The following is a 24,260-nucleotide window of genomic DNA, read 5'->3' as shown; positions in this document are numbered from 1 at the left end:
CCAGGCAAGCGATGCTTAATTTACAGCGTACGGCGATGTTTATCGCCGTAGCGGACACCGGCAGTTTCACCGCCGCGGCGGAGGCGATGGGGCTGACAAAAGCGGTGGTCAGCTTTCATATTCGTCAGCTTGAAGAGGAGCTGGGCGTCACCCTGTTGCTGCGAACCACCCGACGCCTGACGCTGACCGAGGCGGGGAAGCTCTTTCATCAACGAAGCGTGATGCTGTTACGGGATGCAGAGCGATTGCAGGATGACGTTCGCGCCAACCACGCCGGGCTGACGGGAGAACTGCGGATCACCACCACGCCCGAATATGGCTCGCAGGTTGTGGTGCCTTTGCTGGCTGAATTTAGCCAGCTGCACCCGGATCTCCGCGTGCGGCATGTCTCGTCCTCTTTGCATGCCGATCTTATCGCCGAGCGCTTCGATGTCGCTATCCGGCTCGGCACGCTTGCAGATTCGCGCTACCACGCCGCGTTGATGACCTCCTTCACCATCCTGCCCGTGGCAACGCCAGGCTGGCTGGCAAACCATCCGGTTAACTCGCTGGAGCAGCTGGCGGAAGCGGACTGGATCATTCATGAGCGTTTAACCTCGCCGCTGCGCTGGCAGGTGAGAGGTGTTGATGAGCAGCCGGTTTCCTTTGAGATCAAGAGAGCGCCGCGCCTGTATGCAGACAGCGCCCAGGCGCTGATGGCTTTTGCCCTCGCGGGATGTGGAGTGGCGCTGCTGCCGGAGTGGCTGGTGCGAAACGCACTGGATGCAGGGGAACTGGTCTCGCTGTTACCGGCGTACACGTTCGCTCAGCAGGGCATCTATGCCGTTTATCCTGATGCCCGGCATGTGCCCGCGAAAGTGCGAACATTTATTGATTTTATGCGCGTCAGGGTTACTTAATCCTGCATCATCTTTTTAATGAGCGCTGAAAATTGCTCTCTTTCCGCGCCGTTAAGGCGCCCTAAAAACGCCTCATCCACCTCATTTCCAATCGGTTTACTGCTCTCAAGCAGGGCCTCACCTTCGGCCGTCAGAAAGACAAACCGACGGCGCTTGTCCGCCGGATCGTGCTCGCGCCTGACCAGGCCGCGTGCTTCCATGCGGCTCAGCATTTCTGCCAGCGTCGCTTTGGTGCTCACCGCGACTTCAGTCAGGGCAACCTGCTCAATGCCAGGATTTTCAGCAATTGACCGCATCACCGCATACTGTGGCTTTGTCAGTTCGGGCAATGCGTGCTGCCACTGGGCGGTATGCTGTTGAAAAAGCTGACGTAGCAGGTGGAAAGCTTCTTGTCTTAACTCCATGGACACTCCGACGGAAAAATACTCCCTCTATGATAGCCGCTCTCGGGCTGAATTTTAACGCGAGAGTTTTTTAGTGATTAGTGTGATCGTATACGAACGATCTTGTCAGCAGCAGGATCAAGGCGTAGTTTAATTAATATGTTCGTATACGAACAAACTAATTGAGGTGCTGAATGAGATTGATTGTGGGAATGACGGGCGCAACGGGTGCGCCATTAGGCGTGGCGTTGTTGCAGGCGCTGCGGGAAATGCCGGAGGTGGAAACGCATCTGGTGATGTCGAAGTGGGCAAAAACCACGATTGAGCTGGAAACGCCCTTCACTGCGCATGACGTTGCTGCCCTGGCGGATGTCGTCCATAGCCCGGCCGATCAGGCTGCCACCATCTCCTCCGGCTCGTTTCGCACCGACGGCATGATCGTCATCCCGTGCAGCATGAAAACGCTGGCGGGTATCCGCGCGGGCTACGCCGAAGGGCTGGTAGGGCGTGCGGCAGACGTGGTGCTGAAAGAGGGACGCAAGCTGGTGCTGGTTCCCCGTGAGACGCCGCTCAGCACCATCCATCTCGAGAACATGCTTGCCCTTTCCCGCATGGGCGTGGCGATGGTGCCGCCTATGCCTGCGTACTACAACCACCCGCAAACCGCCGATGACATTACCCATCATATCGTGACCCGCGTTCTCGACCAGTTCGGTCTGGAGCATAAAAAAGCCCGACGCTGGGAAGGTTTGCAGGCAGCGAAACATTTTTCACAGGAGAATAAAGATGGCATTTGATGATTTGAGAAGCTTCTTGCAGGCGCTCGATGAGCAAGGGCAGCTGCTGAAAATTGAGGAAGAGGTAAACGCTGAGCCGGATTTAGCGGCGGCCGCCAACGCTACCGGGCGCATTGGCGATGGCGCGCCTGCGCTGTGGTTCGATAATATTCGCGGTTTCACCGATGCCCGTGTGGTGATGAACACTATCGGCTCGTGGCAAAACCACGCTATTTCGATGGGGCTGCCGGCGAATACCCCGGTGAAAAAACAGATCGACGAGTTTATTCGTCGCTGGGACAAATTTCCCGTCGCGCCAGAGCGTCGTGCAAACCCGGCCTGGGCGCAGAACACGGTGGACGGGGAAGACATTAACCTGTTCGACATTCTGCCGCTGTTCCGCCTGAACGACGGTGACGGGGGCTTTTATCTCGATAAAGCATGCGTTGTCTCCCGCGATCCGCTCGACCCCGATCACTTCGGCAAGCAGAACGTCGGGATCTATCGTATGGAAGTGAAGGGCAAGCGTAAGCTCGGCCTGCAACCGGTGCCGATGCACGATATTGCGTTGCATCTGCATAAGGCAGAAGAGCGCGGCGAAGACCTGCCAATTGCCATTACGCTGGGTAACGATCCGATCATCACTCTGATGGGCGCCACGCCGCTGAAATACGATCAATCCGAGTATGAGATGGCCGGTGCGCTACGTGAAAGCCCGTATCCGATTGCGACGGCTCCGCTGACCGGTTTCGATGTGCCGTGGGGGTCGGAAGTGATCCTGGAAGGGGTGATTGAAGGCCGGAAACGTGAAATTGAAGGGCCCTTCGGTGAGTTTACCGGTCACTACTCCGGCGGGCGCAACATGACGGTTGTGCGTATCGACAAAGTTTCTTACCGCACTAAACCGATTTTCGAATCTCTCTACCTGGGCATGCCGTGGACCGAGATTGATTATCTGATGGGGCCCGCCACCTGCGTACCGCTCTATCAGCAGCTGAAGGCTGAATTCCCGGAAGTGCAGGCGGTAAACGCCATGTACACCCACGGTCTGCTGGCGATTATCTCCACTAAAAAGCGTTACGGCGGTTTTGCCCGTGCGGTCGGGCTCCGCGCCATGACCACGCCACACGGTCTGGGTTACGTGAAGATGGTGATTATGGTGGATGAAGATGTCGATCCGTTTAACCTGCCGCAGGTGATGTGGGCGCTGTCATCGAAGGTCAATCCGGCAGGCGATCTGGTACAGCTACCGAATATGTCTGTGCTCGAGCTTGACCCCGGCTCCAGCCCGGCGGGGATCACTGACAAGCTGATCATTGATGCCACCACCCCTGTTGCCCCGGACAACCGTGGTCACTACAGCCAGCCGGTACAGGATCTCCCTGAAACCAAAGCCTGGGCCGAAAAACTGACCGCGATGCTGGCGGCACGTCAATAAGGAGGAAAAAATGATTTGTCCACGTTGTGCCGATGAACATATTGAAGTGATGGCAACATCACCGGTGAAAGGTGTCTGGACGGTATACCAGTGTCAGCACTGTCTGTATACCTGGCGCGATACCGAACCGCTGCGCCGTACCAGCCGCGAGCATTACCCGGAAGCGTTCCGCATGACGCAGAAGGATATTGATGAGGCGCCGCAGGTGCCGACGATCCCGCCGCTGCTGTAAAAAAAGCCCGGTGGCGGCTGCGCTTACCGGGCGATAATATTGTGCGGTCCTTTGCCCGGTGGCGCTACGCTTACCGGGCCTACGGGTTTTGTAGGCCGGGTAAGGCGAAGCCGCCACCCGGCAAAAAAGACCGCAGAGAACTAAACCAGACTCTTCAACCGATAAATCCACTCCAGCGCCTGTCGCGGCGTCAGGGTATCCGGGTCGAGATTTTCCAGCGCTTCCACGGCCGGAGAGGTCTCTTCCGGGACCGCCAGCAGTGACATCTGCGTACCATCTATCTGCGTCGCCGCCGCATTCGGTGACAAACTTTCCAGTTCACGCAGTTTCTGACGCGCGCGCTTGATCACCTCTTTTGGCACGCCCGCCAGCGCCGCGACGGCCAGGCCATAACTCTTGCTTGCCGCGCCGTCCTGCACCGTGTGCATAAAGGCGATGGTGTCGCCGTGCTCAAGCGCATCAAGGTGGACGTTAGCCACGCCTTCCATTTTCTCTGGCAGCTGTGTCAGTTCGAAATAGTGCGTTGCGAACAGCGTCAGCGCCTTGATTTTATTTGCCAGACTTTCCGCGCACGCCCAGGCCAGGGACAGGCCGTCATAGGTGGAGGTACCGCGTCCTACTTCGTCCATCAACACCAGACTGTTCTCTGTCGCGTTATGCAGAATGTTGGCGGTTTCGGTCATCTCGACCATAAAGGTAGAGCGACCGCTCGCCAGATCGTCCGCCGCACCCACACGGGTGAAGATACGGTCGATAGGGCCAATCTCAACCTTCTGCGCCGGAACGTAGCTGCCGATGTAGGCGAGCAGCGCGATAAGGGCTGTCTGGCGCATATAGGTACTTTTACCGCCCATGTTGGGACCGGTAATGATCAGCATTCTTCGCTGCGGTGACAGGTTCAACGGGTTGGCAATAAACGGCTCGTTCAGCACCTGCTCAACCACCGGGTGGCGGCCTTCGGTAATGCGAATGCCGGGTTTGTCAGTAAAGGTCGGACAGGTGTAGTTCAGCGTATCGGCGCGCTCGGCCAGGTTTACCAGGACATCCAGCTCGGCCAGCGCAGCGGCGCTCAGTTGCAGGTCAGCCAGGTGCGGCATCAGGATGTCAAACAGCTCGTCATACAGCTGTTTCTCCAGCGCCAGCGCTTTACCTTTCGACGTGAGCACTTTGTCTTCGTACTCTTTCAGCTCGGGAATAATGTAGCGCTCGGCATTTTTCAGCGTCTGGCGGCGAACGTAGTGAATCGGCGCCAGGTGACTCTGCCCACGGCTGATCTGGATATAGTAACCGTGTACCGCGTTGTAGCCGACTTTCAGGGTGTCGAGCCCCAGACGTTCACGCTCGCGGATTTCCAGCTTATCCAGATAATCCGTCGCGCCATCGGCCAGCGCACGCCATTCGTCCAGCTCTTCGTTATAACCTGGAGCAATAACCCCGCCATCCCGCACCAGAACAGGCGGCGCATCAATGATGGCGCGTTCCAGCAGTTCGCGAAGCTCGGTAAATTCGCCCATGGTTTCGCGCAGCTTCTGCACTGGCGCGCTGTCGATCTCTCCCAGCTGAGCACGCAGTTCCGGCAACTGCTGGAACGCGTGACGCATACGGGCAAGATCGCGTGGACGCGCGGTGCGCAGTGCCAGGCGCGCCAGGATACGCTCAAGATCACCCACCTGACGCAGCACCGGCTGCAAGTCGGTGTAACGATCCTGCAATGCGGCAATGGTTTGCTGGCGGCCGATCAGCGTGTCGGTATTGCGGATCGGCATATGCAGCCAGCGTTTGAGCATACGGCTGCCCATGGGGGTAACCGTGCTGTCGAGAACCGACGCCAGCGTATTTTCCATGCCGCCAGCGAGGTTCTGAGTGATCTCCAGGTTGCGGCGCGTGGCGGCATCCATGATGATGCTGTCCTGCTGACGCTCCATGGTAATGGAACGGATATGGGGCAGGGCGGTACGCTGCGTATCCTTAACGTACTGCAACAGGCAGCCTGCGGCACACAGCCCGCGCGGGGCGTTTTCTACGCCAAAGCCAATCAAATCTCGCGTGCCAAATTGCAGGTTCAGCTGCTGGCGCGCGGTATCAATTTCGAACTCCCACAGTGGACGACGACGCAGGCCGCGGCGACCTTCAATCAGCGCCGTCTCGGCGAAATCCTCTGCATAAAGCAGTTCTGCCGGATTGGTGCGCTGTAGTTCAGCCGCCATGGTTTCACGGTCAGCCGGTTCACTCAGGCGAAAACGACCGGAGCTGATATCCAGCGTGGCGTAGCCAAACCCTTTACCGTCCTGCCAGATCGCCGCCAGCAGGTTATCTTGGCGCTCCTGAAGCAGGGCCTCATCACTGATGGTTCCCGGCGTCACGATGCGTACGACTTTGCGCTCAACGGGGCCTTTCGACGTGGCCGGGTCGCCAATTTGTTCGCAGATAGCGACAGACTCACCCTGGTTCACCAGCTTCGCCAGATAGTTTTCAACCGCGTGATGCGGGATACCTGCCATCGGGATGGGCTCGCCTGCTGACGCGCCACGTTTCGTCAGGGAAATGTCGAGCAGCTGAGACGCACGTTTCGCATCGTCATAAAAAAGCTCGTAAAAATCGCCCATACGGTAAAACAGCAAAATTTCCGGATGCTGTGCCTTCAGCTTCAGGTACTGCTGCATCATTGGCGTATGCGCGTCGAAATTGTCGATTGTGCTCATGGAGTTATGATATCCATTTCTTTGAAAATATTACGCTTTGAGCGGCTCAATGGCCGATTGTTCCTTCTATTGTCGCATGAAAAAAAGGTGCGGCGCAGAAAAAAGTCACGACTTTACGAGGCATCTTCCACCATTAATTCAATGATGATTTTCCCGTGCTCGACGCCCACCCGAACCTGCGAGTTGGTGGTAAATCCCGCTTGCTCAAGCCAGTCGCCTTTCAGGCTCAGCGCTGCGTGTACGCTGTAGCGTTTTGGAATTTTCGTTTTACGGTCTTCATGACGTTTTCTGAAGTAACCCACTTTCAAGTGACGATAGGGTTTGGCGATCGTGATCTCTTGCATAAGCTCTCCGGTGAATGCGGTCAAAGGTGGTTATTTATGCCTGTATAAAATACCAGTAAAACGCAGCGGGGGGCGGGGTAATTCTGGAAGGGCGCTTCAGAAAATGGAATGCAATGACTGAAAATGTGCGGATAAAAGGGTATTATAAATGCACTTTATTGTTGAGGACGACGTTATGTCCGGTAAACGTATTTCACGAGAAAAAAAGACGATCGCCAGAATGATCGCCCTGTACGAAAACAGGTGTCCGCACGCCATAAAAGAAGAGGGGCACTATTCGGCGCTCAAGGCTTATGCCGATAAGCGGCTGGATAAATGCGTGTTTGGTGAGGAAAAACCTGCCTGCAAACAGTGCCCTGTGCACTGTTATCAGCCCGCCCGACGGGAAGAGATGAAGCAGGTGATGCGCTGGGCAGGGCCACGTATGTTATGGCGCCATCCGATTCTGACCATCCGTCATCTGATCGACGATCGCCGTCCGGTTCCGGAATTACCCGAAAAGTATCGGCCCAAAAAATAACCGGCTCCGCGCCGCAGTGGGCGACAAATTACGCGCAGGGCGACGTCGCCGGAATGACGGGTTAATTCAGACTCTCTTTATCGATTCCCAGACGCTTCATGCGCGAGAGCAGGGTGGTACGCTTCAGCCCCAGCCGTTGCGCCGCACCTTTCGGTCCGGCTACCACGCCGTTGGTCTCCTTCAGCACTCGCATAATGAGCTGATATTCATCTTCTCCCTCTTTCGCAAGCTCGGTTGCGGTCACGGTCGTTTCAGAAGGAGTAACCTCTGGCAGGGAGAGCTGGAGCACGTTCCCGCGGGTCAGCAGGACCGCGCGTTCAATGACGTTTTCCAGCTCGCGCACGTTCCCCGGCCACTCCATCGCCGAGAGTGTGCGTAGCGTTTCGGCAGGAATACTGTCGATATTTCGCCCCATCCGGCGGGCAATCTTCGCGGTAAAGGCTTTCACCAGCAGCGGAATATCTTCCGGGCGCTCGCGCAGCGGCGGCAGGCAGATCGGGAAGACGTTCAGGCGATAGTAAAGATCGCTGCGAAACTCGCGGTCGGCGACCATTTTTTTCAGATCGCGATTGGTGGCGGCAATCAGACGCACGTCGGTCTGGATCAGCTTGTTGCTGCCGAGGCGCTCGAACTCCTGCTCCTGCAAAACGCGCAGCAGCTTGGGCTGAAGCTCCAGCGGCATATCGCCCACTTCGTCGAGGAACAACGAGCTTTTATCCGCCAGTTCAAAACGGCCCAGCCGCTGGCTGCTGGCGCCGGTAAAGGCGCCGCGCTCGTGGCCGAACAGGTCGCTTTCCAGTAAGCCCGCAGGCATCGCCGCGCAGTTCATCTTCACCATCCGGCGGCTGTTGCGGTTGCTCAGGTTGTGGATCGCCCGGGCAATCAGCTCTTTCCCGGTGCCGGTTTCACCGAGGATCAGCACCGTGCTGTCGCTCTGCGCCACCATTTCCACCTGCTTAAGGACGCTGTACATGGCATCGCTGCGTCCGATGATTTCGCCAAACTCGCTGTCCACGTTGTTGAGCTGCTCGGTCAGCGCCAGGTTTTCGTCCACCAGCCTCTCCTTCAGGCGGTGGATCTCCTGATAGGCGAGGGCGTTATCCAGCGCAATGGAGATACGCTCGGCGATCTGGCGCAGCAGCTTCAGGTTGGCGGTGGTAAATACGGCCTCATCGCACTGCGCCAGTTTAAGCACGCCGAGCATGGTGTTGCCGGACATCAGCGGCAGCAGGCACAGGGTCTGGATCTTGTTGCCCCAGGTGTTGAACAACATCCGCTCGTAGGGGGCTACCGGATCCTGTTCATTGAGATTGAGCAGCAGGATCTCTTTGCTTTTAAATACCCGCTCGGACAGCGTTCCCGCTTCGTCCACTTCGCTCTGCTCGTGCGCCGGGTTGGCTTCATCAAGGTAGTGGGTGGAGTAGATGTTCAGCTTGCCTTTCCGGTTGCCGCGTAGCGCAATGCTGATGGCATCGATTTTAAAATAGTGATGGATCTCTTTTGACACTTCGCTGACCAACTCATCCATGTCCAGGCGGGAGAGCACGGCGTTGGTGATGGCAACCAGAATGCGGAAGTTATCGCGCTCGCGGCTCAGCAGGTCGTAATCCACGTTATTGGTGACGCGGCTTTGGATCTGCTCCGCGACAACGGCCACAATCTGGGTAAAGGTGTGCAGGCGTTCGTACTCCGCCTCGCTCCAGGGCTGGTCGGTATCGCGGATAAACTCGCAGCCGCCAAAAATTTGCCCTTCCACCGCCAGCGGCAGCATGCTGTAGTGGCCGAACGGGTGGTAAAGATTGCTCTCTGCCAGCTTCGGCCAGGCCTGGCGAAACTGGTCAAAATTGCAGTGCAGCGCTTCCGGGCGGGAGAGAATACGCCGCACCGGACCGTGGGCCAGAAACGTTTCATCTTCATATTCGAAGATTTTGCCGTTATCACGCGTTGAGAAATAGCTCGCGCGGTGGGTTGCGCTATGCCAGAGCACAATGGCGGCGCTGTCCGCCAGCGCTGATTGCCTGACCAGCCGCGTCAGGGCATCGCTCAGCGCGCCGAGATCGGGCTGTTGTAAAAGTGTGCGCGTGATGTCAAACAGGCCCTGCTGTCCAAGATCGCTCATCGGTGTATACGGCATTGTTGCTTTCCAATAGAAACTGGCAAAAAGAGAAATTCAGCGCTGACCGCTTTTGGCGCGGTCTAGCAAATTCGGGGTAACGGTTCAGCGTGCGGCAGATCCAGCGTGCGCTTCACGCCGTAAAGCCCGGTCAGGCGCACCCCTTTGCGCTCAACCACGTCGCCGATGATGGCCGCGTCTTTCCCTAAAGGATGCGCGCGCAGCTGTGCAAGTACGGCTTCCGCCGCCGCGCGTTCCACGCCGATCACCAGCTTGCCCTCATTGGCAAAGTTAAGCGGGTCTAGCCCTAATAGCTCGCACAGCCCGCGCACGGCGGGCTTAACGGGCAGGCCGCGCTCGGTCAGCTCAATCCCGCAGCCGCAGCTTGCCGCGAACTCGTGCACCACGGCATTCACGCCGCCCCGCGTGGCGTCGCGCAGGGCTTTTACGCCCGGCATGTCGCGCAGCGTCTGGATCAGCGGCGTGAGTACCGCGCAGTCACTGCGCAGCTCGCCATCCAGCCCCAGGCCTTCGCGCAGGTTCAGGATGGTTGCCCCGTGGCAGCCCAGCGTGCCGCTGACAATCAGCACGTCGCCTGCGCAAAGCTGCTGCGCGCCCCAGTGAATGTCGGCAGGGATCGCCCCCATCCCGGCGGTGTTGATGAAGAGCTTATCCGCCGCGCCGCGCTGTACCACCTTGGTATCCCCGGTGACGATGGCGATCCCCGCCTCGCGGGCGGTGTGCGCCATGCTGTTGACCACCGCCGTGAGCGTCTCCATCGGTAACCCTTCTTCGAGGATAAACCCGCAGGAGAGGTAGCGGGGGATCGCGCCGCTGACGGCGACGTCGTTTGCCGTGCCGCAGACGGCGAGCTTGCCGATATCGCCTCCCGGGAAGAACAGCGGGTCAATCACGTAGCTGTCGGTAGAGAACGCCAGCCTGTCACCGTGGGCGGTCAGGGCCGCGAGGTCAATACGCGCCTGATCTTCCTGCTCGGCGAGCCAGGGGTTATTAAAGGCCTCCATGAACAGCCGGTTAATCAACTGCTGCATCGCCTGTCCACCGCTTCCGTGCGCCATTTCCACCGTGTTCATGCTTCACACTCCTGGTTGTGATAGTGATACCACGCGGCGCATGCCCCTTCGGAAGAGACCATCAGCGCGCCAAACGCGGTTTGCGGGTTACAGGCGTTGCCAAATAACGGGCAGTGATGAGGTTTGCATTTGCCGGTGAGTACGTCGCCACAGCGGGCGCGGGGATCGTCGCACACCTGCTGCGGCTGCGGGCGGAAATGCGCTTCGGCGTCGAAGGCGCGATACGTGGGCGTCAGGTGCACGCCGGATTCGGCAATCAGCCCCAGTCCGCGCCACTCGCTGTCGCCTTCGACGCTAAACACGTCGGCTATGGCCTGCTGTGCCCGTCTGTTACCTGCATCGGGCACCACGCGACGATACTGATTTTCCACCGCACTCAGGGCCGCTATTTTCTGCTCAACCAGCATGGTCACGCCTTGCAGTAGATCAAGTGGCTCGAAACCAGCCACCACTAACGGACGATTGTACTGTTCAGCGATAAAACCGTAGGCTTCTGTGCCGATCACCATGCTGACGTGGCCCGGCGCCAGAAACGCGTCGATACCGTTATCCGGCGCTTCAAGCAGGCTGCGCAGCGTGGGAATAAGCGTGATGTGCTGGCAGAAAAAGTAAAAGTTTGTGACGTTGCGGGCTTTAGCCTGCTGGAGGGTAATGGCGGTGGCGGGCATGGTGGTTTCAAAACCCAGCCCGAAAAAGACGACCTTACGCTCAGGATTAGCCATCGCCAGCGTCAGGGCATCCATCGGTGAGTAGACGATCCGCACGTCTGCGCCGCGCGCCTTCGCCTGGAGCAGCGAGCCATTTTTTCCCGGTACACGCATGGCGTCGCCAAAGGTGCAAAAAATCACACCGGGGCGGCTGGCGATGTCGATACAGCTGTCGATGCGCCCCATCGGCAGCACGCACACCGGGCAGCCGGGGCCGTGGATAAACTCGATGTTCTCCGGCAGCAGCTGGTCGAGGCCAAATTTAAAGATGGCGTGGGTGTGTCCGCCGCACACCTCCATGATCCGCAGCGGTTTTTCTTTCGTGTAGTCCAGCAGCGAGGCGCGGGTCTTCAGGCGATCGATAAGCTGCAACACCTGCTCAGGCGCGCGATATTCATCAACGTAACGCATGTGTTAACGTTCCTCCCCATACAACAGGGCGCCCACGTCCGGCTCGACATCGAACATATTCTGTAGCGCGTCCAGCGTGTCGCGGGCTTCTTCCTCATTAATCACGCTCATGGCAAAACCCACGTGGACCAGCACCCACTGGCCGAGACGCGATGCGCCGGTCTCATCGTGGCTGCCTACCAGCGTCAGGTCGACATCGCGCAGGATGCCGCAGACCTCCACTTTGGCCTGATTGCCGTCGAGGGAATGAATTTGTCCGGGGACGCCTATGCACATCGTTCGTTCTCCAGCCAGTTCAGCCAGGCGTCCATCCCGTCGCCGCGCGTGGCGGAAACCAGCAGGATCTCAATGTCCGGGTTCACTTCCCGGGCGTAAGCCAGGCACTTATCCACGTCGAAATTCAGGTACGGCAGCAGGTCGACCTTGTTCAGCAGCATGAGGGAGGCGGCGGCAAACATATGCGGATATTTAAGCGGCTTGTCTTCCCCTTCGGTCACGGAGAGCACCGCCACTTTATGCCGCTCGCCGAGGTCGAAGCTTGCCGGACAGACCAGGTTGCCGACGTTTTCAATAAACAGGATACCGTTATCCGCCAGCGGCAGGCGCGGGGCGGCGTCGGCAATCATCTGCGCGTCCAGGTGGCACCCTTTCCCGGTGTTGACCTGAATCGCAGGCGTACCGGTTTCGCGGATGCGCGCGGCGTCGTTTACCGTTTGCTGGTCGCCTTCGATTACGGCGCAGGAGACGTGTTCGTTCAGACGTTTAAGGGTTTCGGTCAGCAGCGTGGTTTTACCGGAGCCGGGGCTGGAGACCAGGTTCAGCACCAGCTGTTCGCGCGCGGCAAAGCGGGCGCGATTGCGGGCGGCGAGCTGGTTATTCTTGTCCAGCACGTTGATCTCCACCTCCAGCATCTGGCGCTGGCTGATGCCCGGCGCGTGCGTACCCGCTTCGCCATGGCCGTAATGGAGGTCGCCCGCGTCGGAACGCTGCGGGGCAAAGGTGATGCCGGTCAGTGCCGCCGCGGGACGCGGGGCAGGGGAAAAGGGCGCGGAGCGAAACGCGGAGTGGGGACGGTGTTCATCCCCTTCTATATACAGGTTGCCTTCAGCGCAACCGCAGGTACTACACATACATTACTCCTTCTCGATTTCGAGGCGTTGGATCTGCATACCGTCATCCGCCACGATGCGCAGCCCGCTGCTCTGGCACTGCGGACAGCGCTGCACCTTCGATGACAGCAGCGTGACGTACTCCTGACACTGCTCGCACCAGCACTCTGCCTGCTGCTCTTCAATATGCAGCTCGCAGCCTTCCGCCAGCGTGCCGCGGCATACCAGCTCAAAACAGAAGGTGAGGGCGCTGGTCTCGACGCAGGAAAACGCCCCGACCTTCAGCCAGACGCCGGTGACGCGTTTCGCGTGGTTTTGCACTGCCTGCTGTTCGATAAGTTCCAGTGCCCGCTGGCAGAGGGTAATTTCGTGCATGACGCCTCCTTAATGAATTGCCCCTTCAATGCAATAACGGTGCCAGCTTGATTTGCGTTATGGCGTGACGATGTCAACGCTGTCGAAATGACACGTCGACACCGCGGCGATGACAGTGCGCTTCTCTTTAAAATCCATTTAAATCAATAAATTAAAAACTGGCACGAAATCTGCTTAACAGCCGCTAACTCCATTAACCGGATACCTTTTATGACTATTTGGGAAATTAGCGAAAAAGCGGATTACATCGCGCAACGTCATCAGCAGCTCCAGGAGCAATGGCACCTGTACTGCAATTCACTGATCCAGGGGATTACGCTGTCGAAGGCCCATCTGCATCACGCCATGAGCTGTGCGGCGCAGGGGGATATGCGTTTTGTCCTGTTCGGTCACTTTACGATTTACGTCACCCTGGCGGAGACCTTCAACAGCCACACGATTGAGTACTACGTCGAGACGAAAGAGGGCGACAGGCACTGCATCGCCCGGGCGCAGCTGATGGCGGACGGCATGGTGGACGGTCATGTCAGCAACCGCGATCGCCAGCAGGTGCTGGAGCACTATCTGGAGAAAATCGCGCCGGTTTATAACGGCCTCTACGCCGCCGTTGAGCACGATCGGCCAGTCAACCTGAAACAGCTGATCGACGGAAAATCCTCCGCGAACGTGGCCTGAAAAGCGAGTGTCGAGAAGTGTCGATAAGACAGTTTTTTTCGTCAAAAATGACTATCACCAGAGGATGACCCGGTGAACCGTTTTGTAATTGCTGACTCGACGGTCTGTATTGGCTGTCGGACCTGTGAGGCGGCGTGCTCGGAAACGCACCGCCTGCACGGGCTACAGTCCATGCCGCGCCTGCGCGTCATGCGTAATGAGAAAGAGTCTGCCCCGCAGCTCTGTCACCACTGTGAAGACGCTCCGTGCGCGGGCGTCTGTCCTGTCAATGCCATCACCCGCGTTGACGGCGCGGTACAGCTGAACGAAAGCCTGTGCGTGAGCTGCAAGCTGTGCGGCATCGCCTGTCCGTTCGGCGCCATTGAGTTTTCAGGCAGCCGCCCGCTGCATATTCCGGCGAATGCTAATACTGCGAAAGCGCCGCCTGCGCCACCGGCTCCGGCACGCGTGAGTACGCTGCTGGACTGGGTGCCGGGCATTCGCGCCGTTGCGGTGAAGTGCGATCTGTGCAGCTTCGATGAGCAGGGTCCGGCCTGCGTGCGGACCTGCCCGACCCGGGCGCTGGTCCTGGTCAACATCCGCGACATCGCTCGCACCAGCAAACGCAAGCGCGAGCTGACCATCAATACCGACGTTGGCGATCTTTCGCTGCTGCGGGCGCTTAACGAGGGGGCGAAATGAACGCGATAGTTATGATGACCAGCGGTGTGGCCTGGTTTGCCGCCGCCGCTGTCCTGGCGCTGCTTCTCTCCTTCCATAAAACGCTGAGCGGGGTGATCGCCGGTATCGGCGGGGCGGTCGGCAGCCTGATGACGCTGGCGGCGGGCGGGGTTGTCCTGATCGACGGCCAGTCTGTTGACACCCTCATCCCGCTGATTCACCACGCCGTTGAGCTTACGCCGCTGAACGCCATCTGGCTGATAACCTTTGGCCTGTGCGGGCTGTTTATCAGCCTGTTTAATATCGACTGGCACCGACATCAGCACACCAAAGCCAACGGCCTGCTGGTTAACCTGTTGATGGCCGCCGCGGTCTGTACCGTTATCGCCAGCAACCTCGGCGCGCTGGTGGTGATGGCAGAAATCATGGCCCTGTGCGGCGTGTTCCTGACCGGATGCAGCGCCTCCGGCAAGCTGTGGTTTGCGCTCGGACGTCTCGGCACGCTGCTGCTGGCGCTGGCCTGCTGGCTGGTGTGGCAGCGTTTCGGCACGCTGGATTTTGCCATGCTTAACGGCCAGCCGCTGGGCAACGACGTCTGGACGTTGGGCGTAGTTGGTTTTGGCCTGCTGGCCGGGATAATCCCGCTGCACGGCTGGGTGCCGCAGGCGCATGCCAATGCCTCAGCCCCGGCCGCTGCGCTGTTCTCCACCGTGGTGATGAAGGTCGGTCTGTTCGGCATCCTGATGATAACCCTGACGGGCGGTCAGCCGCCGCTGTGGTGGGGCGTGGCGCTGCTGATTGCAGGGATGATCACCGCGTTCGTCGGCGGGCTGTACGCGCTGATGGAGCACAACATCCAGCGTCTGCTGGCGTACCACACCCTGGAGAACATCGGGATTATCCTGCTCGGCATGGGCGCGGGCGTCACCGGGCTGGCGCTCAACCAGCCGGCGCTGATTGCCGCCGGGTTTATTGGCGGTCTGTATCACCTTATCAACCACAGTCTGTTTAAAAGCACCCTGTTCCTCGGTGCGGGCAGCGTCTGGTTCCGCACCGGGCACCGCGATATTGAAAAGCTCGGCGGGATTGGCAAAAAAATGCCCGTCATTTCGCTGGCGATGCTGGTCGGGCTGATGGCGATGGCTGCGCTGCCGCCGCTGAACGGCTTTGCCGGCGAGTGGGTGATTTATCAGTCCTTCTTCGCCCTCGGCCAGAGCGAGGCGTTTATCGGGCGTTTACTCGGCCCGCTGCTGGCGGTGGGCCTGGCGATCACCGGCGCGCTGGCGGTGATGTGTATGGCGAAGGTTTACGGCGTCACCTTCCTGGGCGCGCCGCGCACCCGCGAAGCGGAAAACGCCTGCTGCGCACCGCTACTGATGGGCGTAAGCGTGGTCGCACTGGCGCTGTGCTGCATCGCGGGCGGCGTCGCCGCGCCGTGGTTGCTGCCGCTGCTGGGCCACGCCATTCCGCTGCCGCTGGTCACGGCGCATACCGTCGTTTCCCAGCCGATGATGGCGCTGCTGCTGATTGCCGCGCCGCTCCTGCCGTTCGTGCTGATGCTGTTCTTCAGACGCGACCGTCTCGCCTCCCGCTCGCGCGGCGCGGCGTGGGCCTGCGGCTACGAACATGAGCAGTCGATGGTCATCACCGCCCACGGTTTCGCTATGCCGGTGAAGGAGAACTTCGCCGCCGTGCTGAAGCTGCGCCATTGGCTGAACCCGGTGGGCTGGGTGCCGGGCTGGCAGGGTGCCGCCGTGCCCGTGCTGTTCCGCCGCCTGGCGCTGATCGAGCTGGCGGTGCTGGTGGTGATTGTCATTTCACGAGGAGCCTGACATGAGTCTGTTACTGGCAATTCTTCAGGCGCTGGTGCTGTTCGCCGCCGCGCCGCTGCTGTCGGGCATCACGCGCGTGGCGCGCGCCCGGCTGCACAACCGTCGCGGGCCTGGCGTGCTCCAGGAGTACCGCGATCTCTTCAAACTGCTTTCCCGTCAGAGCGTCGCGCCGGACGCCGCAGGCTGGGTGTTCCGCCTGACGCCGTTTGTGATGGTGGGCGTGATGCTGACCATCGCCACCGCGCTGCCGGTAGTGACGGTGGGCTCGCCGCTGCCGGTGCTGGGCGATCTGATTACGCTGATCTACCTCTTCGCCATCGCGCGTTTCTTCTTTGCGATTGCGGGTCTGGATACCGGCAGCCCGTTTACGGGTATCGGCGCCAGCCGCGAGGCGATGCTCGGCGTGCTGGTTGAGCCAATTCTGCTGCTGGGGCTGTGGGTTGCCGCACAGGTTGCAGGCTCGACCCATATCAGTTTTATCACCGACACCGTTTACCACTGGCCGGTTTCACGTTCTCTCCCGCTGGTGCTGGCGCTCTGCGCCTGCGCGTTCGCCACCTTTATCGAGATGGGCAAGTTGCCGTTCGATCTCGCGGAAGCGGAGCAGGAATTACAGGAGGGGCCGCTCACCGAATACAGCGGCTACGGCTTTGCGGTGCTGAAGTGGGGCATCAGCCTCAAGCAGCTGGTGGTGTTGCAGATGTTCGTCGGCGTTTTCTTCCCGTGGGGGCAGATGACGCACTTCTCTGCGGGCGGCCTGCTGCTGGCCGTGGTGGTGGCTGTGCTCAAGCTGCTTATCGGCGTGCTGGTGATTGCCCTGTTTGAAAACAGCATGGCGCGCCTGCGTTTTGTTGAAACGTCACGCATCACCTGGGCCGGTTTTGGTTTTGCATTTTTAGCGTTCGTCTCCTTGCTGGTGGCGTGATTAAAGAGAGTGTTTATGTCTGAAGAAAAGAAAGGTCAGCAGTATCTCGCCGCGTTGCATCAGGCTTTCCCGGGCGTGGTGCTGGAGGAGTCCTGGCAAACCAAAGACCAGATCACCGTCACCATTAAGGTGAACTATCTGCCGGAAGTGGTGGAGTTTCTCTATTACCAGCAGGGCGGCTGGCTGTCAGTGCTGTTCGGCAACGACGAGCGTCAGCTGTGTGGCAACTATGCGGTGTACTACGTGATGTCGATGGAGCAGGGGGAGAAGTGCTGGCTCACCGTGCGCGTAGAGGTCGATCCGGCTAAACCGGAATACCCCTCCGTCACGCCGCGCGTGCCTGCCGCCGTCTGGGGCGAGCGCGAAGTGCGCGACATGTATGGTCTGGTGCCGGTTGGCCTGCCTGACGAGCGTCGCCTGGTGCTGCCGGACGACTGGCCGGATGAACTCTATCCGCTGCGCAAGGACAGCATGGACTATCGCCAGCGCCCGGCCCCGACCACCGACAGCGAAACCTACGAGTTCATCAACGAGCTGGGCAGCAAGAAGAATAACGTGGTGCCGATTGGCCCGCTGCACGTTACCTCCGACGAACCGGGCCACTTCCGCCTGTTCGTCGACGGCGAGAACATTATCGACGCCGACTACCGCCTGTTCTACGTCCACCGCGGCATGGAGAAGCTGGCGGAGACCCGCATGGGCTACAACGAAGTCACGTTCCTCTCTGACCGCGTGTGCGGCATCTGCGGCTTTGCCCACAGCACCGCCTACACCACCTCGGTGGAAAACGGCATGGGGATCGTGGTGCCGGAACGCGCGCAGATGATCCGCGCCATTCTGCTGGAGGTGGAGCGCCTGCACTCGCACCTGCTCAACCTCGGCCTGGCCTGCCACTTCGTCGGCTTTGACTCCGGGTTTATGCAGTTCTTCCGCGTGCGCGAGGCGTCGATGAAGATGGCGGAGATCCTTACCGGGGCGCGTAAAACCTACGGCCTGAACCTGATCGGCGGGATCCGCCGCGACCTGCTGAAAGACGACATGATCCAGACCCGCCAGCTGGCGCAGCAGATGCGGCGGGACGTGCAGGAGCTGGTGGACATGCTGCTCAGCACGCCAAACATTGAGCAGCGCACCGTCGGGATTGGTCGTCTTGACCCGGAAATCGCCCGCGACTTCAGCAACGTCGGCCCGATGGTGCGCGCCAGCGGCCACGCCCGCGATACCCGCGCCGATCACCCGTTCGTCGGCTACGGCCTGCTGCCGATGACCGTGCACAGCGAGCAGGGCTGCGACGTCATCTCCCGTCTGAAGGTGCGCATCAACGAGGTATTCACCGCGCTGAACATGATCGACTACGGCCTCGATAATCTGCCGGGCGGCCCGCTGATGGTGGAAGGCTTCACCTACATTCCAAACCGCTTTGCCCTCGGCTTTGCCGAAGCGCCGCGCGGGGACGACATCCACTGGAGCATGACCGGCGACAACCAGAAGCTCTACCGCTGGCGCTGCCGCGCGGCGACCTACGCCAACTGGCCAACCCTGCGCTACATGCTGCGCGGCAATACGGTCTCTGACGCGCCGCTGATCATCGGCAGCCTCGACCCGTGCTACTCCTGCACCGACCGCATGACCGTCGTGGACGTGCGCAAGAAGAAAAGCCAGGTGGTGCCGTACAAAGAGCTTGAGCGCTACAGCATTGAGCGTAAAAACTCGCCGCTGAAATAAGGACTCGCCATGTTTACCTTTATCAAAAAAGTGATCAAAACCGGCACGCAGACCAGCAGCTATCCGCTGGAGCCGATGCCGGTGGATAAAAACTTTCGCGGCAAGCCGGAGCACAATCCGCAGCAGTGCATCGGCTGCGCGGCCTGCGTCAACGCCTGCCCGTCGAATGCCTTAACGGTGGAAACGGACCTGAAAACCGGCGAGCTGGCCTGGCAGTTTAACCTCGGGCGCTGCATCTTCTGCGGCCGCTGCGAGGAGGTCTGCCCGACGGTGGCCATTCGCCTGTCTCAGGAGTACGAGCTGGCGGTGTGGAAAAAAGAGGACTTCCTCCAGCAGTCGCGCTTTGCGCTGTGCAACTGCCGCGTCTGCAAGCGTCCGTTCGCCGTGCAAAAAGAGATCGACTACGCCATCGCGCTGCTGAAGCACAACGGCGACGTCCGCGCGGAGCATCACCGCGAAAACTTCGAAACCTGCCCGGAGTGCAAGCGTCAGAAGTGCCTGCTGCCGTCCGACCGTATTGATATCACCCGCCATATGAGAGAGGCCAGCTGATGGAAAACCTACTGGGCCCGCGCGATGCTAACGGCATTCCTGTGCCGATGACGGTGGACGAATCCATCGCCAGCATGAAGGCGTCGCTGCTGAAAAAAATCAAACGCTCGGCCTACGTCTACCGCGTGGACTGCGGCGGCTGCAACGGCTGCGAGATTGAGATCTTCGCCACGCTGTCACCGCTGTTTGACGCCGAGCGCTTCGGCATCAAAGTGGTGCCGTCCCCGCGCCATGCGGATATCCTGCTGTTCACCGGCGCGGTCACCCGCGCGATGCGTTCGCCTGCGCTGCGCGCCTGGCAGTCTGCGCCGGATCCGAAAATCTGTATCTCCTACGGCGCCTGCGGCAACAGCGGCGGCATCTTCCACGATCTTTACTGCGTCTGGGGCGGCACCGACAAAATCGTGCCGGTGGACGTCTACATTCCGGGCTGCCCGCCGACGCCCGCCGCCACGCTGTACGGTTTTGCCATGGCGCTCGGCCTGCTGGAGCAGAAGATCCACGCTCGTGAGCCGGGCGAGCTGGACAACCAGCCAGCCACTCTCCTGCACCCGGATATGGTGCAGCCGCTGCGGGTGAAGATCGACCGCACGGCGCGCAGGCTGGCGGGCTACCGCTACGGACGCCAGATTGCCGACGATTACCTGCGTCTGCTGGGCCAGGGCGACCATCAGGTAGCGCGCTGGCTGGAGGCCGAGAACGATCCGCGTCTCAATGAGATCGTGGCGAACCTGAACAGCATTGTGGATGAGGCGCGTATCCGATGAGTGAAACGGTGGTGTTCAGCCAGCTGAGCCGTAAGTTTATTGATGAGAACGATGCCACGCCGGATGCGGCGCAGCAGGTGGTCTATTACAGCCTGGCGATTGGGCACCACCTCGGGGTGATCGACTGCCTTGAAACGGCGCTGAGCTGCCCGTGGCCGGAATACCTGGCGTGGATCGCCACGCTGGAGGAGGGCAGCGCGGCGCGGCGCAAGATGGAGGGCGTGCCGAAGTACGGCGAGATTGTGATCGACGCCAACCACATCACGATGCTCGCTAACGCCTTTGACGCGGCGCTGAGCGTACAAACCCCGGCGCAGCAGGCGTGGAGCAAAACGCTGCTCGGCATGCTGCACGATATTCATCAGGAGAGCGCCATCTACCTGATGGTGAGGAGATTACGTGACTGACGTTTTACTGTGTGTCGGCAACAGCATGATGGGCGACGACGGCGCGGGCCCGCTGCTGGCGGAAAAGTGCGCTGCGAACCCGCCGGGCAGTTGGGTGGTGATTGACGGCGGCAGCGCGCCGGAAAACGACGTGGTGGCCATTCGTGAACTGCGCCCGGACAGGCTGTTAATCGTCGATGCCACCGATATGGGGCTCAACCCCGGCGAGATCCGCCTGATTGACCCGGACGACATCGCCGAGATGTTTATGATGACCACCCACAACATGCCTCTCAACTATCTGGTGGATCAGATTAAAGACGACGTGGGCGAGGTGCTGTTTCTGGGCATTCAGCCGGACATCGTCGGGTTTTATTATCCGATGACGCCGCCGGTGAAAGAGGCGGTGGACGTGGTGTATTCACGGCTTACCGGGTGGGTTGGGGATGGAGGATTTCCTCAGCTCTGAGCAGTGCCGGGTGGCGCCTTCGCCTTACCCTGCCTACCAAACCCATCTCCCTCTCCCTGTGGGAGAGGGCTGGGGTGAGGGCAACAGGCTACGCCAGATCCCCCCCGTTACTCGCAATCACCTTCTTATACCACCAGAACGATTTCTTGCGCTTGCGGTCCAGCGTGCCGTTTCCGGCGTCGTCCCGGTCGACGTACACAAACCCGTAGCGCTTGCTCATTTCCCCCGTTGAGGCCGATACCAGATCAATGCAGCCCCAGGTGGTGTAGCCCAGCAGCGGTACGCCGTCCTCAATCGCGTCGCCCATCGCGCGGATATGCTCGCGCAGGTAGCTGATGCGGTAGTCGTCGTTGATCTCGCCGTTTTCATCAATAACGTCCTTCGCCCCGAGGCCGTTTTCCACCAGGAACAGCGGCTTCTGGTAGCGGTCGTACATCATGTTCATGGTGATGCGCAGGCCGAGCGGGTCGATACCCCAGCCCCACTCGCTCACCTGAATGTGTGGGTTACGCAGGGACTTCACGATGTTCGCCGCGCTGGTGTTGCTCGCGTTCATGTCCGCCGACGCGCAGCGCGAGGCGTAATAGCTGAACGAGACAAAATCGACGGTGTTTTTCAGCAGTTCATCGTCGCCCGGGTCTTTCACAATCACCACGCCTTTCTCGCGGAACACGCGGGCGGAGTAGGCCGGATAGCTGCCGCGCGCCTGCACGTCGATAAAGAACAGGTTCTCGCGGTCTTTCTCCAGCGCCATCCACACGTCTTCCGGCTTGCAGGAGTACGGGTAGAAATTGCCGCCCGCCAGCATGCAGCCGACCTGGTTTTCCGGGTTCACCTCGTGGGCAATTTTGGTCGCCAGCGCGCTCGCCACCAGCTCGTGGTGCGCGGCCTGGTATTTCACCTGATCTTCGTTTTCCCCTTCCTCAAACACCAGCCCCGCGCCGGAGAACGGGCTGTGCAGCATGATGTTGATTTCGTTGAAGGTCAGCCAGTATTTCACCAGCCCGTTAAACGCTTCAAAGCAGGTGCGGGCGTAGCGGGCGAAGAAATCCACCATTTTGCGGTTGCGCCAGGAGCCGTACTCCGTCACCAGGTGCATCGGCACGTCGAAGTGGCAGAGCGTGACCAGCGGCTCGATGTTGTACTTTTTGCACTCCTCGAACACCGCGCGGTAGAAGGCAATGCCTTCCTGATTCGGCAGCGGTTCGTCGCCGTTCGGGTAGAGGCGGCTCCAGGCAATCGAGGTGCGGAACACCGTAAAGCCCATCTCCGCCATCAGGGCGATGTCTTCTTTGTAGCGATGGTAAAAATCAATCGCCTCGTGGCTCGGGTAGAATTCGTCGTCCCGCAACGAAAACCGTTTTTCCTTGCCGACTTTTACCGCCAGACGGTTTGCGCCGTGGGGGATCATATCGACCGTCGTCAGTCCTTTGCCGCCTTCACGGTAAGCCCCTTCACTCTGGTTGGCGGCAAGCGCGCCGCCCCATAAAAATCCTTGTGGAAAAACAGACATTCTTACCTCGCTTTCAGTTTATGCTTCTGCTGCTTTGTTCTGTACCGGTGCGGTTTGCAGGGCGCGTGCTTTTTCGGCTTCGTCTTCTACCGGGATATCCTCAAACCCTAACAGCAGGGTCAGCACAAACGACAGCACCACCGCCAGACCCATCACGCCAAACACCCAGACGATGGTCATCGGGTTGGCCGGGTCGAAGAACTGCACGCTGGTGAACAGCCCCGGCGCCGCCATCGAGTGGCTGGCAAGACCGGCCATGCCCGCCACCGCGCCGCAGATAAAACCGCTGATCAGGCTCGCAATCAGCGGACGCTTCAGGCGTACCGCCACGCCGTACAGGGCCGGTTCAGAGATCCCCGCCATGATGGCGGAGGCCGCCGCGGCCAGCGCCGTCTGGCGCAGTTCCGGGTTTTTGGTTTTCCACGCCACCGCCAGCGACGAACCGCCGAGCGACAGGTTGGCGCCGATTTCCGACGGCATCACCATCCCTTCTTTGCCCGTTTCGGCAATGGTCTGGATGATGGTCGGCGTAAACACGCGGTGCATCCCGGTCATCACCAGCAGCGGCCACAGCGCGCCCATAATGGCAACGGAGAGCCAGCCCAGATAGCCGTGAATGGTGTAGACCAGCGCGGAGATGGCGCTGCCGATCCAGATCCCGAGCGGGCCAATCAGTACGATGGCGAGCGGGGCGGCAATCAGCACGATCAGCATCGGCTTGAGGAAGTTTTTGGTCACCGCCGGGGTAATGCGATCCACCCAGCGTTCGATGTACGACAGGCACCAGGTCATCACCAGGGCGGGGATCACCGTGTAGGTGTATTTCACCGCCGTCACCGGAATGAAGGCGAACTCAACGTGCTCGCCCTGCGCGGCCTTGGCCATCAGCTCGATAAAGCTCGGGTGAACCAGTACGCCCGCGATAGCAATCGCCAGCGACATGTTGGTTTTGAACTTCACCGCCGCGGATGCCGCCACCATCAGCGGCAGGAAGAAGAACGCGCCGTCGCCGATAACGGTCAGGATCGTCAGCGTCGGGTCGCCTTTGCCCAGCACGCCGGTCATCTCAAGGATCATCGCCAGCAGCTTGACCATCGACCCGCCGATGATCGCCGGGATCAGCGGAGACATGGTGCCGATCAGCGCGTCGAGGATCCCGGCGCCAACCCGGCGCAGCGTGAGCTTCTGTGGACCTTCCGCTACGGCAGGTTGCAGGTTGGCGGGCAGCAGGCTCACTACTTCACGGTATGCCTGGGACACGGTGTTGCCAATAATCACCTGGCACTGGTTGTCGTTGCGCACCACGCCGAGCACGCCGCTGATGCTTTTCAGGCGTGCGGCGTCGGTAAGGCTTTCGTCTTTAAGAACGAAGCGCAGGCGCGTCATGCAGTGGGTGACGGCGACGATGTTCTCTTTACCGCCCAGCGCGCTGACAACGTCGTTTGCCAGCGCAGCGTAATTTTTTGCCATCGGATGTGATCCTGTTATCGTTGTGTGAAATGTAGGAAACCGGTTTCACATAATCATCATGAGTTTCTTTTAATGAAACAAGACCACTTTTTATGCATTTTTTCGTTTCGTGATGACGATCACTCGTGGCCGTAAAAAGCGTGATAACGCCGCTGGGACAATTTTTCTGCGGTGCAGTACACT

25 protein-coding genes are annotated in these 24,260 nt (G+C 59.7%); 14 read left to right on the top strand and 11 right to left on the bottom strand.

From position 1 onward, the window contains the following. Positions 1-11: 11 nt before the first annotated feature. A complete protein-coding gene (locus tag ACWKXX_RS17395; protein ID WP_022649179.1) occupies positions 12-899 on the top strand; it encodes a LysR family transcriptional regulator in 888 nt (295 codons plus the stop codon). Here the strand turns inward: ACWKXX_RS17395 and ACWKXX_RS17390 are convergent. Next, positions 896-1,303, bottom strand: coding sequence for a MarR family winged helix-turn-helix transcriptional regulator (locus ACWKXX_RS17390; protein ID WP_015571704.1), 408 nt, complete (start codon positions 1,301-1,303; stop codon positions 896-898). The genes ACWKXX_RS17395 and ACWKXX_RS17390 overlap by 4 nt on opposite strands. Before the next feature lie 173 nt (positions 1,304-1,476). Here ACWKXX_RS17390 and ACWKXX_RS17385 point away from each other — a divergent pair, with 173 nt between their 5' ends. From ACWKXX_RS17385 to ACWKXX_RS17375, 3 genes are read left to right on the top strand one after another with little or no spacing between them, the layout of a single operon-like run. Next, positions 1,477-2,079 carry a non-oxidative hydroxyarylic acid decarboxylases subunit B gene (locus ACWKXX_RS17385; RefSeq protein WP_017692764.1) on the top strand — a complete coding sequence of 201 codons (603 nt, stop codon included), beginning with the start codon at positions 1,477-1,479 and terminating at the stop codon, positions 2,077-2,079. Beyond that, entirely contained in the window at positions 2,069-3,496 is a 1,428-nt protein-coding gene (locus ACWKXX_RS17380; protein WP_015571702.1) for a non-oxidative hydroxyarylic acid decarboxylases subunit C, read from the top strand. Before ACWKXX_RS17385 ends, ACWKXX_RS17380 begins: the two co-directional genes overlap by 11 nt. 10 nt (positions 3,497-3,506) lie before the next feature. Next, positions 3,507-3,728: a non-oxidative hydroxyarylic acid decarboxylases subunit D gene (locus ACWKXX_RS17375; RefSeq protein WP_003862116.1), complete on the top strand. Its 222-nt coding sequence runs from the start codon at positions 3,507-3,509 to the stop codon at positions 3,726-3,728. A gap of 140 nt (positions 3,729-3,868) precedes the next feature. Here the strand turns inward: ACWKXX_RS17375 and mutS are convergent, their stop codons facing one another. Beyond that, complete coding sequence (gene mutS / locus ACWKXX_RS17370) at positions 3,869-6,430, bottom strand: DNA mismatch repair protein MutS (RefSeq protein WP_032673308.1); 2,562 nt, start codon at positions 6,428-6,430, stop codon at positions 3,869-3,871. A gap of 113 nt (positions 6,431-6,543) precedes the next feature. Further along, entirely contained in the window at positions 6,544-6,774 is a 231-nt protein-coding gene (locus ACWKXX_RS17365; protein WP_261666051.1) for a SymE family type I addiction module toxin, read from the bottom strand. Between the two features lie 175 nt (positions 6,775-6,949). On the opposite strand from ACWKXX_RS17365, the gene ACWKXX_RS17360 reads away from it, so the two are divergent. Beyond that, on the top strand, positions 6,950-7,294 hold the full coding sequence (locus ACWKXX_RS17360; protein ID WP_022649174.1) for a nitrous oxide-stimulated promoter family protein: 345 nt from the start codon (positions 6,950-6,952) through the stop codon (positions 7,292-7,294). Positions 7,295-7,355: 61 nt separating this feature from the next. On the opposite strand, the gene flhA is transcribed toward ACWKXX_RS17360, so the two are convergent. The 6 genes from flhA to hypA form a co-directional block, all read right to left on the bottom strand. Then, entirely contained in the window at positions 7,356-9,428 is a 2,073-nt protein-coding gene (gene flhA / locus ACWKXX_RS17355; RefSeq protein WP_017382808.1) for a formate hydrogenlyase transcriptional activator FlhA, read from the bottom strand. 62 nt (positions 9,429-9,490) lie between these two features. Beyond that, a complete protein-coding gene (hypE, locus tag ACWKXX_RS17350) occupies positions 9,491-10,501 on the bottom strand; it encodes a hydrogenase expression/formation protein HypE (protein ID WP_017382807.1) in 1,011 nt (336 codons plus the stop codon). Continuing rightward, the gene (hypD, locus tag ACWKXX_RS17345; protein WP_454540836.1) at positions 10,498-11,619 is read right to left on the bottom strand and encodes a hydrogenase formation protein HypD; all 1,122 of its coding nucleotides are present in this window, start codon (positions 11,617-11,619) and stop codon (positions 10,498-10,500) included. Before hypD ends, hypE begins: the two co-directional genes overlap by 4 nt. A gap of 3 nt (positions 11,620-11,622) precedes the next feature. Beyond that, complete coding sequence (locus ACWKXX_RS17340; RefSeq protein WP_023295333.1) at positions 11,623-11,895, bottom strand: HypC/HybG/HupF family hydrogenase formation chaperone; 273 nt, start codon at positions 11,893-11,895, stop codon at positions 11,623-11,625. Continuing rightward, the gene (hypB, locus tag ACWKXX_RS17335) at positions 11,886-12,749 is read right to left on the bottom strand and encodes a hydrogenase nickel incorporation protein HypB (RefSeq protein ID WP_032671926.1); all 864 of its coding nucleotides are present in this window, start codon (positions 12,747-12,749) and stop codon (positions 11,886-11,888) included. The genes ACWKXX_RS17340 and hypB overlap by 10 nt, the downstream gene beginning before the upstream one ends. A gap of 3 nt (positions 12,750-12,752) precedes the next feature. Beyond that, entirely contained in the window at positions 12,753-13,103 is a 351-nt protein-coding gene (gene hypA, locus ACWKXX_RS17330) for a hydrogenase maturation nickel metallochaperone HypA (RefSeq protein WP_006811742.1), read from the bottom strand. Between the two features lie 210 nt (positions 13,104-13,313). On the opposite strand from hypA, the gene hycA reads away from it, so the two are divergent. From hycA to hycI, 9 genes are all read left to right on the top strand, one after another. Next, positions 13,314-13,778, top strand: coding sequence for a formate hydrogenlyase regulator HycA (gene hycA / locus ACWKXX_RS17325; RefSeq protein ID WP_017382804.1), 465 nt, complete (start codon positions 13,314-13,316; stop codon positions 13,776-13,778). 72 nt (positions 13,779-13,850) lie between these two features. Then, complete coding sequence (locus ACWKXX_RS17320; RefSeq protein WP_017382803.1) at positions 13,851-14,459, top strand: 4Fe-4S dicluster domain-containing protein; 609 nt, start codon at positions 13,851-13,853, stop codon at positions 14,457-14,459. Then, positions 14,456-16,270 (top strand): formate hydrogenlyase subunit 3, encoded by a 1,815-nt coding sequence (hycC, locus tag ACWKXX_RS17315; RefSeq protein ID WP_023304318.1) that lies wholly within the window; start codon positions 14,456-14,458, stop codon positions 16,268-16,270. The genes ACWKXX_RS17320 and hycC overlap by 4 nt, the downstream gene beginning before the upstream one ends. A 1-nt stretch (position 16,271) precedes the next feature. Beyond that, complete coding sequence (locus ACWKXX_RS17310; protein WP_017382801.1) at positions 16,272-17,195, top strand: respiratory chain complex I subunit 1 family protein; 924 nt, start codon at positions 16,272-16,274, stop codon at positions 17,193-17,195. 15 nt (positions 17,196-17,210) lie between these two features. Then, on the top strand, positions 17,211-18,920 hold the full coding sequence (gene hycE, locus ACWKXX_RS17305; protein ID WP_015571690.1) for a formate hydrogenlyase subunit HycE: 1,710 nt from the start codon (positions 17,211-17,213) through the stop codon (positions 18,918-18,920). Between the two features lie 9 nt (positions 18,921-18,929). Beyond that, complete coding sequence (locus ACWKXX_RS17300; protein ID WP_023295328.1) at positions 18,930-19,472, top strand: formate hydrogenlyase complex iron-sulfur subunit; 543 nt, start codon at positions 18,930-18,932, stop codon at positions 19,470-19,472. Next, a complete protein-coding gene (locus tag ACWKXX_RS17295) occupies positions 19,472-20,239 on the top strand; it encodes an NADH-quinone oxidoreductase subunit B family protein (protein ID WP_023304316.1) in 768 nt (255 codons plus the stop codon). Before ACWKXX_RS17300 ends, ACWKXX_RS17295 begins: the two co-directional genes overlap by 1 nt. Then, positions 20,236-20,646, top strand: a complete 411-nt coding sequence (locus ACWKXX_RS17290) for a formate hydrogenlyase maturation HycH family protein (RefSeq protein WP_023304315.1) — start codon at positions 20,236-20,238, stop codon at positions 20,644-20,646. The genes ACWKXX_RS17295 and ACWKXX_RS17290 overlap by 4 nt, the downstream gene beginning before the upstream one ends. After that, positions 20,639-21,094, top strand: a complete 456-nt coding sequence (gene hycI / locus ACWKXX_RS17285; RefSeq protein ID WP_023304314.1) for a hydrogenase maturation peptidase HycI — start codon at positions 20,639-20,641, stop codon at positions 21,092-21,094. Before ACWKXX_RS17290 ends, hycI begins: the two co-directional genes overlap by 8 nt. An 88-nt stretch (positions 21,095-21,182) precedes the next feature. Here the strand turns inward: hycI and ACWKXX_RS17280 are convergent, their stop codons facing one another. Together ACWKXX_RS17280 and ascF are read right to left on the bottom strand one after the other, a co-directional pair. Further along, entirely contained in the window at positions 21,183-22,607 is a 1,425-nt protein-coding gene (locus ACWKXX_RS17280; RefSeq protein ID WP_023304313.1) for a 6-phospho-beta-glucosidase, read from the bottom strand. Between the two features lie 18 nt (positions 22,608-22,625). Beyond that, a complete protein-coding gene (gene ascF, locus ACWKXX_RS17275; RefSeq protein WP_023295324.1) occupies positions 22,626-24,077 on the bottom strand; it encodes a PTS cellobiose/arbutin/salicin transporter subunit IIBC in 1,452 nt (483 codons plus the stop codon). Positions 24,078-24,260 lie beyond the last annotated feature (183 nt).

It is taken from the genome of Enterobacter sp. UPMP2061 (genome assembly GCF_053709615.1).
Note: the sequence above shows the minus strand (reverse complement) of the source record. Positions and strands in the feature narration are given on the sequence as shown.

Coding starts and splice junctions, on each gene's coding strand:
- hypA (WP_006811742.1), bottom strand. CDS start 13,103: ATGCACGAAATTACCCTCTGCCAGCGGGCACTGGAACTTATCGAACAG.
- ACWKXX_RS17360 (WP_022649174.1), top strand. CDS start 6,950: ATGTCCGGTAAACGTATTTCACGAGAAAAAAAGACGATCGCCAGAATG.
- hycC (WP_023304318.1), top strand. CDS start 14,456: ATGAACGCGATAGTTATGATGACCAGCGGTGTGGCCTGGTTTGCCGCC.
- ACWKXX_RS17390 (WP_015571704.1), bottom strand. CDS start 1,303: ATGGAGTTAAGACAAGAAGCTTTCCACCTGCTACGTCAGCTTTTTCAA.
- ACWKXX_RS17280 (WP_023304313.1), bottom strand. CDS start 22,607: ATGTCTGTTTTTCCACAAGGATTTTTATGGGGCGGCGCGCTTGCCGCC.
- hycA (WP_017382804.1), top strand. CDS start 13,314: ATGACTATTTGGGAAATTAGCGAAAAAGCGGATTACATCGCGCAACGT.
- flhA (WP_017382808.1), bottom strand. CDS start 9,428: ATGCCGTATACACCGATGAGCGATCTTGGACAGCAGGGCCTGTTTGAC.
- hycE (WP_015571690.1), top strand. CDS start 17,211: ATGTCTGAAGAAAAGAAAGGTCAGCAGTATCTCGCCGCGTTGCATCAG.
- ACWKXX_RS17380 (WP_015571702.1), top strand. CDS start 2,069: ATGGCATTTGATGATTTGAGAAGCTTCTTGCAGGCGCTCGATGAGCAA.
- ACWKXX_RS17295 (WP_023304316.1), top strand. CDS start 19,472: ATGGAAAACCTACTGGGCCCGCGCGATGCTAACGGCATTCCTGTGCCG.
- ACWKXX_RS17375 (WP_003862116.1), top strand. CDS start 3,507: ATGATTTGTCCACGTTGTGCCGATGAACATATTGAAGTGATGGCAACA.
- ascF (WP_023295324.1), bottom strand. CDS start 24,077: ATGGCAAAAAATTACGCTGCGCTGGCAAACGACGTTGTCAGCGCGCTG.
- ACWKXX_RS17310 (WP_017382801.1), top strand. CDS start 16,272: ATGAGTCTGTTACTGGCAATTCTTCAGGCGCTGGTGCTGTTCGCCGCC.
- ACWKXX_RS17300 (WP_023295328.1), top strand. CDS start 18,930: ATGTTTACCTTTATCAAAAAAGTGATCAAAACCGGCACGCAGACCAGC.
- ACWKXX_RS17365 (WP_261666051.1), bottom strand. CDS start 6,774: ATGCAAGAGATCACGATCGCCAAACCCTATCGTCACTTGAAAGTGGGT.
- hypE (WP_017382807.1), bottom strand. CDS start 10,501: ATGAACACGGTGGAAATGGCGCACGGAAGCGGTGGACAGGCGATGCAG.
- ACWKXX_RS17385 (WP_017692764.1), top strand. CDS start 1,477: ATGAGATTGATTGTGGGAATGACGGGCGCAACGGGTGCGCCATTAGGC.
- ACWKXX_RS17395 (WP_022649179.1), top strand. CDS start 12: ATGCTTAATTTACAGCGTACGGCGATGTTTATCGCCGTAGCGGACACC.
- ACWKXX_RS17340 (WP_023295333.1), bottom strand. CDS start 11,895: ATGTGCATAGGCGTCCCCGGACAAATTCATTCCCTCGACGGCAATCAG.
- hypB (WP_032671926.1), bottom strand. CDS start 12,749: ATGTGTAGTACCTGCGGTTGCGCTGAAGGCAACCTGTATATAGAAGGG.
- ACWKXX_RS17290 (WP_023304315.1), top strand. CDS start 20,236: ATGAGTGAAACGGTGGTGTTCAGCCAGCTGAGCCGTAAGTTTATTGAT.
- mutS (WP_032673308.1), bottom strand. CDS start 6,430: ATGAGCACAATCGACAATTTCGACGCGCATACGCCAATGATGCAGCAG.
- hypD (WP_454540836.1), bottom strand. CDS start 11,619: ATGCGTTACGTTGATGAATATCGCGCGCCTGAGCAGGTGTTGCAGCTT.